Below are 9,405 nucleotides of genomic sequence, written 5' to 3' on the forward strand. Positions count from 1 at the left end.
TGCCTAGACAACAGCGATCATCCCAGCTCGAAGGGCACTTTTCTCGTTCATCAGGCACCAACGGACACAAGACCGTCGGTGGATCGAGGCTAAGGCTACGAGTCGCCCAGATCTCAGGGCGACCGGCACGCGCACGACGACGAAACGTGAGGTTGCTGCTTTCACCAGTCTCCAAAATGCCACCGATGTGGTCGACATCGAGATGAAGTGATGGTTCGCACCAACAAATTTGAACAGCCGGTCCAGTGCCGTACCGGTCGACACCGGACCGGCTGTTCACCGCTGCGGGCAGGGCGGGAAGCCGCAGCAGCACCACGTGCGGCGCACACACGTGGAGTTCGATGGTCTTTGGGCCTGATCAAACGTCGTCAGGTCGGTGTCGCTCCAGCAGCCCAGCCCGTCCGACGATTCGATGGGCACGGTCGACGACGGGTTTATCGATCATCTGACCGTCCAGATCGACGGCGCCAGCCTGCCCAACGGCCGCGAGCACACGGTGGGCCCATTCGATATCGGGATCGCTCGGGCTCAGCGCGGCATTCACTTCGTGTACCTGTTGCGGATGAATGCAGAGCTTGCCGGTCATTCCCAATCTCCGGGCGAACCGCGCGTCTTCGGCAACACGCCCTTGTTCCCGCAGCGCGGTGGTGACCCCGTCCACAGGTCCGGGCAGACCGGCGATGCGGGAGGCTGCGACAAGTTCGGAACGTGGCAACTGGAGGGTGCTGGGATCAGGTTCCGCATCGATATCGAGCGCGTAATCGAGCGATCCGAACGCGAGCCGCAATACTCCCGGTGTTGCCGCAATGTTCAATGCACGCCGTACACCAAGTGCCGTCTCGACCAACGCGATGAGAGCCACATTACCCGGCATGATGTCGCGGATATGCGCCATTACATCGGGATCGTCCGCCTTCGGTACCATAATCGCCAGCAAGCCAGGTGTTTCCGACAAACTCGCGAGGTCGTCGGCAAACCATGCTGTGCTCGCTCCATTGATTCGAACGCAGGCCCTGCCGCCCTGCATCAGCCATTGCTGTACGTCATTGCGAGCCCGGTCCTTCATGCCGGGAGCTACCGCGTCTTCGAGATCACAAACGACAACATCGGCGCCGCTGGCACCGGCTTTGCTGAATCGTTCCGGTCGGTCTCCGGGGACGAACAGCCAGGACCGGGCAGCTTCGAGAATGTGACTGTCCGGGTTCATCGCAGCCGGACCGTGCCCGTCATGGCTCCCGCGGTGGACGTAGTGTTCACGCCCAGGTCCCAGGTATCTTCAGGTCCTGGGCTACCGTGCACGAGCATCGCTTGCCCAGCGAATACTGGTCGGCGCGCGCGAAACTCGAACGATTCGACAGTGCGCTGGGCCGCAAACCTGCGCGGCAGCTCGAGCAGCAGCAATGCCAGTAGAGGGCCGTGCACCACCAAGCTCGGAAAGCCTTCTAGCAGCCGGGTATAGGGCTCGTCGTAATGGATGCGATGCGCATTTGCCGTCAGCGCGCTGAAACGAAACAACAGGACAGGGTCTGCTGTGAGTTCGAGTTGCCAGGGAGCATCGGACCAGGGAGCAGACTCGCTGGGCACAAACTGGTCCGTGTGGGCAACCGGGGGCGTGTCTTCGGAGCGATAGACCAGGTCCGACTCCTCCATGAGGCGCACTTCGCCGTCCACCGACAGCTCGTGTCGAACAGTGACGAACAACAGTTCAGACTTACTGCCCTGCTTGACCACGGCATCGTGCAGTTTCGAAGTCTTCGTCACCTTCTCACCGACCACGATGGGATCGAAAAATGTCAGTCGGCCACCTGCAAACATCCGCCTCCGACTGGGGATCGGCGGTAGGAATTCACCATTTCGTGGGTGACCGTCCGCGCCGAGCTCGGCCTCCGGCGGGTGGTCGAGAAAGTACAGCCAGTGCCACAGAGGCGGCAATTCGCGCTCCAGTCGTGCAGGCCAGGACTGATCCAGCAGCGCCGCGAGAGAGCTGGCCGGCCCCGGCGTTATCTGCTCGCTACGGGTCTGAACGGGTGGCTGCCAACCAGCGATGTGGTCGATCAAACTCATCCGCGTGCCTCCAACACCCGATCCCGGCGAAGCGCATCCAATTCGGTTGGAGAAATGCCGAGCAGTTCCTCGAGGACCTCGCCGGTCTGGTCACCTATCCCGGGTGCCGGGCGGACAGGCACACTTTCGGATTGGCCGAAACGAACAGGCGACCCGGGAGCCATCACCGCCCCGACCCCCGGCTGATCGATCTCTGCCATTATCGGGTTCTCTCTTAGTTCAGTCAGGTGCTCACCGACGAGATCGGAGAACCTCCGGTAGGGCGACCACAACACCGACGTCGCTGCCAGGACCTTTTCGATATCGGCCAAATCTCGATCCTCGAACCAGGGACGAATCAAACCCGAGAGGACCTCGCGGTAGCGAAACCGCTCGCCATCCACCGTGAAGTCGGCATTCAAAGCGTGGGATACGGCGGCAACAGTCTTGGTCGTACCGGTTGCAGCCAGCAGATCCTGCCAGTGCCGGAGTGTCAGCGCCATAACCATCACGTGACGGTCGTCTTTCGTACGGAAGTCGCAGCCGAACCCGCCGTAAAAATAGTTACCGACGGGTTCCCGGCGAACGCCGTTTACCTGCGCCTCAGCGAGCAAGCCGAGGTTACCGGCCGTCGCGAGTGCTACATCGTACAGCGCAACCTGCACCAGTTCCCCTGAACCTGTCGATCGCCGTCGACGTTCAGCAGCCAGGATCCCGATTGCGGCGTACAGACCGCACGCGACATCCCATGCGGGCAGAACATGGTTGACCGGACCCGAATGCCCTTCGGGCCCGGTCACCATCGGAAATCCGATAGCGGCGTTCACGGTGTAGTCGACCGCCGAGGCGCCATCGTGGTGGCCTTGGATCTGAACCTGAATAAGGTCCGGGCGGCTCTCGCGAAGTTGCTCGTAGTCGAGCCACTTCAGATTGCCGGCATTGGTCAGCAGAATCCCGCCGTTCGGGCCGGACTCTGTGATGAGCCGCGTGATCAGGTCACGACCTTCGGGGGATCGGAAGTCCACAGTCACCGACCGTTTGCCCTTGTTCAGGCCGGTCCAGTACAGGCTCGTTCCATTCGGCGCCAACGGCCATCGACCGATGTCGGCAGCACCACCGAGCGGGTCTATGCGAATGACGTCGGCACCGAGCTGGGCCAGCGTCATCCCGCCCAGCGGTGTGGCCACAAAGCTCGACACTTCGATGACCCGTAGGCCGTCGAGAATGCCTCGACCAGGGCGGTCCACGATCATGTTTCTCCCTGTCTGGATCGCGTCGGTTACAGGTAACGGCGGAGCAGGACTGTCGCTACACACGCTGGCTTCTCACTGCCGTCGAGCTCGATTGTCACCGTCAGCCGAATGTGGATGCCGCCGGCGATGTCGGTGACCTCATCGATGACGCCGTGCGCTCGGACTCGGCTACCCACCGGGACAGGTGCAGGGAAGCGCACCTTGTCGGAGCCGTAGTTCACGCCCATGGCGAACCCGTCGATCATCACGAGCCGTGGGAGCAGGAACGGAATGAGCGACAGCGTCAGGAAGCCGTGCGCGATTGTCCCGCCGAATGAGCTTTCCTTCGCCGCACGTTCGACGTCGACATGGATCCACTGATGATCATCGGTGGCTTCGGCGAACTTGTTCACTCGCTCCTGAGTGATGGATACCCATTCGGTCGGACCGAGGAATACCCCTACCAGAGAACGAACACCTTCTGCACCGATAGCGATAGCCGGGATGACGGTCGTGTCGACCTCGCTCGGCGAACTTCCGAAGCTGTCACTCATGACTTTGGCCCACCTGCAACATGGAAGACTTCTCCTGAAATGTATCCGGCATACGGCTACTGCCTCTCGAAGATGGCGGCGAGCCCTTGCCCCCCACCGATGCACATCGTTTCGAGCCCGTATCGGGCTTCGCGACGAGCCATCTCTCGGGTCAGCGTTGCCAAGATCCGACCGCCTGTGGCACCAACCGGATGACCGAGCGAGATTCCTGACCCATTGACATTGAGTCGATCGAAATCCGTTGGTGTAAAGCCCCACTCGCGAGTGCAGGCCAGTACCTGCGCAGCGAAAGCCTCGTTGAGTTCGATCAGGTCGATGTCCTTCAGGGTGAGCCCAGCACGGTCGAGCGATTTCGCCACCGCGGGGACCGGCCCGATACCCATCGTGGCCGGTGACACCCCGCCAGTCGCCCAGGAGACGAGCTTGGCGATCGGCGTCAGTCCGAGTTCCTTTGCCTTGTCGGGGTGAGTGACAATGCAGACCGCCGCGCCGTCGTTCTGCCCACTGGCATTACCTGCCGTGACGGTCGCGTCGGGGTCTTCACTGATCCGGATCGGGCGGAGCGCCGCCAGTTTCGCCTCCGAGGACTCCGGACGGATGTGTTCGTCGCGGTCCACGACGATGTCACCCTTGCGGCCGGAAATAGTAACCGGAACGATTTCGTCGTCGAACCGGCCCTCAGCCGCAGCTGAGGCCGCGCGGTGATGGCTGCGGACGGCGAAGTCGTCCTGTTCGTGTCGGGAAATCCGGTATTCGCGCCGGAGGTTCTCCGCCGTTTCCAGCATTCCGCCGGCAACCGGGTGATTCACGCCGCCAGCGGTGACCCGGCCCCGGGCCAGAGCGTCATCCAGCGCGACGGCGGGCCGCCCGTGCACACCCCAACGGAGTGAAGTGGAGTAGAACGGCGCATTGCTCATGGATTCGGCCCCACCTGCGATGACAACCTCGGAAACTCCCTGCTGCACCTGCATTGCCGCATAGAGCACTGCCTGCAGGCCAGACCCACAACGACGATCGATCTGCAGTCCTGTCGTGGTCACCGGAAGTCCAGCATCCAATGCGGCAACACGGCCGATTGCGGGTGCGTCCATCGTCGGGTAGCAGTTGCCGAGCAGCACTTCATCGACCGCTTCGGGCGGCAGCCCGGTGCGGTCGAGAAGTGCGCGGATCACACTGCTCGCGAGAGTGTGGGCCGGGATGTCTCGAAATGCCCCTCCGAAGCCACCAACGGGGGTTCGTAGTGGTTCACAGATAACGGCCTCTCGCACAGGTCTCCTCCTGATGAATGGGCTACTGCCAGATCCGATTCCGCGGCGGCCACGATTGCGGACCCGAGGGCAGCACCGGCAGACACGCGCAGCCGCTTGACGGCTGGTAAGAGATACCTTACCTTAACGATCGTTCGAGTGATTGAGACGTGAGTCACTTGTCGGCTCGGTGCGGCAAGTGACTCGACCGGCTGGAGGTGTCAATAGCCAACGGGGGCCGAGGGCCGGCTGATCGGCTGCTCCACAAAGTACGGGCGCCCCAGACCGACCGCGCAAGCGGTCGGGTCAGTCCGACCGCGGCCGACCTACAAGTCCACTGCACGTTCCAACCCTCAATTGATCCTCGACTCGAGATTTCGACCCGAAAGTTCGAGTGATCAGCCCTACGGATACGACACTGGAATTCCCTGTATATGAGAGAAACTTCAGACACAAACAGTGCTCCGGGCATCGACGCGGAGCCGGTTCCGATCGACGGAAACTCGAAATCCAACACATGGCAGGGCTGGCGGCGTTGGATCAGCTGGTTCACTCAGGCGAGCATTCGACGTCGAGTGCTCGCGATCGCCCTCATCCCGAGCGCCGCCCTCCTCATAACAGGAGTCGCCAGTACATCAGTGTTGGTCCGAGACTCCGCCGACGCGCGTGAATGGGCCGACTGGCTGGGCAGTCAAACCGATCCGATCCTCCAGCTGATGACCAGTCTTCAGAACGAGCGGACTGCAAGCCTTCGCGCAATAGCCGGCGACAATACCGCGCTCTCCGGCATTTCCACGCAACGCAAGGCAACGGACACCGCGTTGAACGTGATAGGCGCATCGACCGCAACATATAAGCGCATCAACCCTGCAGTCACCGAAAAAGTCCTGCCTGCCTACATCGACTTCGTATCCCACCTTCCGACAATTCGACAAAGCGTCGATATTCAACACACGACAGCCGACGAGATCTTCGACTTCTACTCCAAAGGCGCAAGTCTCGTGATCGACAACCTGACATTGGCCGCCCGAGCGACGCCGGACAACGGTGCGGCAATGGAGGAGATGAGTGCAGCCGGACTGCTGGAAGCAGCCGAAATGCACTCGCGCGCGGTCGGTTTGATCTCCCACGCGTTGGAAGACGGGCCGCTGGACGAAGCCGCCCGTTTGAAGCTTGCCCAGCTCGTCGGTGCCTGCCGATACGGACTCGACGGGCTGTCACGACGAGTGCCGCCGTCGGTGCTCGACCGATACCGCTCACTGACCACCGGCCCGGAATGGCGTACTGCAGTGTCTGTCGAGGACGGACTTTCACAACCTGGCGGGCGGACCGTTTCATTGGACGAGTGGCTTTCGGTTGAAAATTCCATCGACTCCCAGTTGATGGCCTTGTGGAGTACGCAATACCGATATGCGGAGAATGTCGCGACCGATGCTGCAAATAGACTGCTCGAAAGGTCGGCGCTAGCCGGAGCTGCGACGGTAGCACTAGCAGCAGCTGCCATTCTGGCAGGTATTATGTTGGCGAATCGGCTCGTGCGTCGCCTCCAAGCACTGAGAACGAAGACCCTCACACTGGCCCACAAACAACTTCCGTCGATTATTCAGCGCATGCAGCGTGGCGAGACGGTCGACGTGGAAGTCGAAATGCCAGTCGTCGATCACAGCTCCGACGAGATCGGGCAGGTCGCTCAGGCGTTCAATTCAGCGCAGCGGACAGCAGTCGACGCGGCCGACGCTGAATCGAAGACCCGGCGAGGAGTCAATCGAGTCTTCACCGATATCGCGTATCGAAGTCAGATAATTATCCACCGTCAGCTATCACTGCTCGATCGAGCGGAGGGAAAGCAGAACGACCCGGAGCATCTCGAACTTCTCTTCGAGCTGGATCATCTGACAACCCGCGCGCGGCGAAACGCCGAGAACTTGGTCATCCTCAGCGGTGGCAAGATAGGACGCAAATGGCGAGACCCGGTACAGCTCGAGGACATGGTCCGCAGTGCGATCTCCGAAACTCAGGATTTCACGCGAGTAAGCGCGGTGCGAATACCGGTCATCCGCATTCTGGGGTCGGCGGTCGCAGATGTGATCCATCTGCTGGCAGAACTCGTCGACAACGCGACTTCATTCTCGCCACCTCAGGCTCCGGTATCGGTCCACGGAAATCTCGTCGGAAAGGGTGTTGTCGTCGAGATCGACGATCAAGGTTTGGGGATCGGCTTCGAGGACCGAGCACTGTTGAACGAAGCGTTGAGGAATCCACCCGACTTCCAAGAGATGGCACTGGCCGGGCACCGTAACCTCGGAATATTCGTAATCGGTCAGCTGGCCCAGAAGCATGGGATCACAGTGAGCCTGGCGGAATCACCTTATGGTGGCACGAAAGCAATCGTGCTGATTCCGTCCAGCCTCCTCGATTCCAAGGTGGGTTCTTCCCCAGATTTCGCTTCCGACCAACGTGCGATGACCGAGGTCGCCTACGAGCCGGCAAGGGATCCGGTGCCGGCGGTCAACTCCGACTTCACCGGCCTGAGCCCTATCTGGACGGCGAGCATTGAGTCTGAACCTATATCTGAAGTCATCGTGCCCGCGTTCGCCCCGCAACACGTGTCGAGCCCCGTCATAGAGCCGACCCCCAAGCGGCGTGATCGTGCTGCGCTGCCCCGACGTGAGCGTCAGGCACAACTCGCACCGCAATTACAATTCGAGGGGGCAACACCGGAAAACACACAGCCCTCGCGAAAAATGCGCAACCCGGACGAAGCCCACAACGCGATGGCTTCCTTCCAGCGAGGTACGAAGCATGCTCGCGGAGCACGCGAATAGAATCGACAAGATGTCAATTGATTGAGTTATGAAAGATACCATAGTGGACAAAATGAATATACTTGGTCTCGACTGGCTTCTCGAGGATCTCGTAAAACGCCTGACATGCTCAGAGGGCGCGGTAGTGCTATCAGTTGATGGACTGCTGCTGGCCCGGACGGAAAATCTACATCGGGAAAACGGCGAGCATCTCGCGGCGATGGCGTCAGCGCTCGGAAGCCTTGCCCGAAGCGTCGGTACGCAGTTCAATAAAGGCGCGCTCCAGCAGGTGGTTGTCGAACTGGATGAGGGATACCTTGTCCTGACCGAGGCGGGCGCGGGCGCTTGCCTCGCCTTGCTCGTCTCGGCCACCGGCGACCTGGGTATGGTCGCGTATGAGATGAACATGGTCGTTCAGCAGGTTGGCGCGTATTTGTCGGCCGGCCCGCGAGGAGCCGCAGAGCAGCAGATCCACCACATGCGATGAAATTCGACGAGGAGGACTCCGGGTTCGCGGCGGACCCTGGACCGCTGGTTCGACCATTTGCCGTGACCCGAGGACGTGTTGGCCGTGACGCGCATGAACTGGACATGATCACCTTGATTATTGCGGTCCGCCCCGAGAGCGACGCAGTGCTCATGGACAAGGAGTACGGCCAAATTCTGCGGATGTGTCAGGGGCGACCGCTGACGATCGCAGAGATCGCTGCTGAAATGAACTTGCTGCTGGCCGCGATAAAGGTTCTGGTCAGCGACCTCATTGGTTCGGGCCACCTCATCTATCGCTCGCCGATGCTGACTACAACCATGCCGGACGTCAAAATTCTACAGGCGGTACTCGATGGTGTTCGCAAACTATGATCTGCATTCGAGAGGAGATCTCGCGGGTGCCACGGCGGTCAAGATTCTGATCGCGGGAGGATTCGGGGCAGGAAAGACAACATTCGTCAAGTCGGTGAGTGAGATAACACCGCTGCGTACAGAGGAGCAGCTAACCGAACTCGGGGTAGGAGTTGACAGCCTTGCCGGCGTAGAACAGAAGACGACAACGACCGTTGCCCTCGATTTCGGACGAATTACGATAAATTCCGACATCGTACTCTATCTGTTCGGAACACCGGGACAGGACCGATTTTGGTTCATGTGGAAGGAGCTTTCGTTCGGCGCTCTGGGGGCAATCGTCATCGCGGATACTCGACGACTGGAGTACTGTTTCCCTTCCATAGACTTCTTCGAGTCGAGAAACATACCGTTCATGGTTGCCGTAAACTGCTTCGACGGCGCTGATAATTACGAAGTCGACGAGGTGCGAACGGCACTGAACATCGAGACTTATGCCCCTGTCCTACTATGCGACGTGCGTCGCCGGGAATCCTCGAAGCAGGTATTGGTTTGCCTGCTCCAGCACCTCACAGCCCTTGCGACCACGGGCTAAGCCTTGATCCACAGATGAGGTTTCTGCGCTGTCCGGGCGCCTGCGGCGCGCGGACAGCGGGGTTTTGGGTGGCCGGTAGCTGCTGGTCTG

Annotated in this window: 9 protein-coding genes; 4 read left to right on the forward strand and 5 right to left on the reverse strand. The window is 60.5% G+C overall.

Annotated features, from left to right (window positions below; genetic code table 11):
* Positions 1-358 precede the first annotated feature (358 nt).
* The 5 genes from ACFXIV_RS47595 to ACFXIV_RS47615 are packed head-to-tail and all read right to left on the reverse strand — an operon-like array spanning position 359 to position 5,097.
* Entirely contained in the window at positions 359-1,207 is an 849-nt protein-coding gene (locus ACFXIV_RS47595; protein WP_379405545.1) for an HpcH/HpaI aldolase/citrate lyase family protein, read from the reverse strand.
* The gene (locus ACFXIV_RS47600) at positions 1,204-2,064 is read right to left on the reverse strand and encodes a MaoC family dehydratase N-terminal domain-containing protein (RefSeq protein WP_379405547.1); all 861 of its coding nucleotides are present in this window, start codon (positions 2,062-2,064) and stop codon (positions 1,204-1,206) included. The genes ACFXIV_RS47595 and ACFXIV_RS47600 overlap by 4 nt, the downstream gene beginning before the upstream one ends.
* Positions 2,061-3,296: a CoA transferase gene (locus ACFXIV_RS47605; RefSeq protein WP_379405549.1), complete on the reverse strand. Its 1,236-nt coding sequence runs from the start codon at positions 3,294-3,296 to the stop codon at positions 2,061-2,063. Before ACFXIV_RS47605 ends, ACFXIV_RS47600 begins: the two co-directional genes overlap by 4 nt.
* Before the next feature lie 26 nt (positions 3,297-3,322).
* Positions 3,323-3,829, reverse strand: coding sequence for a MaoC family dehydratase (locus ACFXIV_RS47610; protein WP_379405551.1), 507 nt, complete (start codon positions 3,827-3,829; stop codon positions 3,323-3,325).
* A 56-nt stretch (positions 3,830-3,885) separates the two neighbouring features.
* Positions 3,886-5,097, reverse strand: coding sequence for an acetyl-CoA C-acetyltransferase (locus ACFXIV_RS47615; RefSeq protein WP_379405553.1), 1,212 nt, complete (start codon positions 5,095-5,097; stop codon positions 3,886-3,888).
* Between the two features lie 413 nt (positions 5,098-5,510).
* Here ACFXIV_RS47615 and ACFXIV_RS47620 point away from each other — a divergent pair, with 413 nt between their 5' ends.
* The 4 genes from ACFXIV_RS47620 to ACFXIV_RS47635 are packed head-to-tail and all read left to right on the forward strand — an operon-like array spanning position 5,511 to position 9,315.
* A complete protein-coding gene (locus ACFXIV_RS47620) occupies positions 5,511-7,901 on the forward strand; it encodes a nitrate- and nitrite sensing domain-containing protein (protein WP_379421509.1) in 2,391 nt (796 codons plus the stop codon).
* 28 nt (positions 7,902-7,929) lie between these two features.
* Entirely contained in the window at positions 7,930-8,367 is a 438-nt protein-coding gene (locus tag ACFXIV_RS47625; RefSeq protein ID WP_379405557.1) for a roadblock/LC7 domain-containing protein, read from the forward strand.
* Positions 8,364-8,741: a DUF742 domain-containing protein gene (locus tag ACFXIV_RS47630; protein ID WP_379405559.1), complete on the forward strand. Its 378-nt coding sequence runs from the start codon at positions 8,364-8,366 to the stop codon at positions 8,739-8,741. Before ACFXIV_RS47625 ends, ACFXIV_RS47630 begins: the two co-directional genes overlap by 4 nt.
* Positions 8,722-9,315, forward strand: a complete 594-nt coding sequence (locus ACFXIV_RS47635; protein WP_379405561.1) for an ATP/GTP-binding protein — start codon at positions 8,722-8,724, stop codon at positions 9,313-9,315. The genes ACFXIV_RS47630 and ACFXIV_RS47635 overlap by 20 nt, the downstream gene beginning before the upstream one ends.
* Positions 9,316-9,405: the final 90 nt, after the last annotated feature.

The sequence above is a fragment of the Nocardia sp. NPDC059236 genome, assembly GCF_042754085.1.
GTDB lineage: Bacteria > Actinomycetota > Actinomycetes > Mycobacteriales > Mycobacteriaceae > Nocardia.

Bases quoted from the DNA above. Each gene is read 5' to 3' on its own strand.
- ACFXIV_RS47595 (WP_379405545.1), bottom strand. From the start codon at position 1,207: ATGAACCCGGACAGTCACATTCTCGAAGCTGCCCGGTCCTGGCTGTTC.
- ACFXIV_RS47600 (WP_379405547.1), bottom strand. From the start codon at position 2,064: ATGAGTTTGATCGACCACATCGCTGGTTGGCAGCCACCCGTTCAGACC.
- ACFXIV_RS47605 (WP_379405549.1), bottom strand. From the start codon at position 3,296: ATGATCGTGGACCGCCCTGGTCGAGGCATTCTCGACGGCCTACGGGTC.
- ACFXIV_RS47610 (WP_379405551.1), bottom strand. From the start codon at position 3,829: ATGAGTGACAGCTTCGGAAGTTCGCCGAGCGAGGTCGACACGACCGTC.
- ACFXIV_RS47620 (WP_379421509.1), top strand. From the start codon at position 5,511: ATGAGAGAAACTTCAGACACAAACAGTGCTCCGGGCATCGACGCGGAG.
- ACFXIV_RS47625 (WP_379405557.1), top strand. From the start codon at position 7,930: ATGAAAGATACCATAGTGGACAAAATGAATATACTTGGTCTCGACTGG.
- ACFXIV_RS47630 (WP_379405559.1), top strand. From the start codon at position 8,364: ATGAAATTCGACGAGGAGGACTCCGGGTTCGCGGCGGACCCTGGACCG.
- ACFXIV_RS47635 (WP_379405561.1), top strand. From the start codon at position 8,722: ATGGTGTTCGCAAACTATGATCTGCATTCGAGAGGAGATCTCGCGGGT.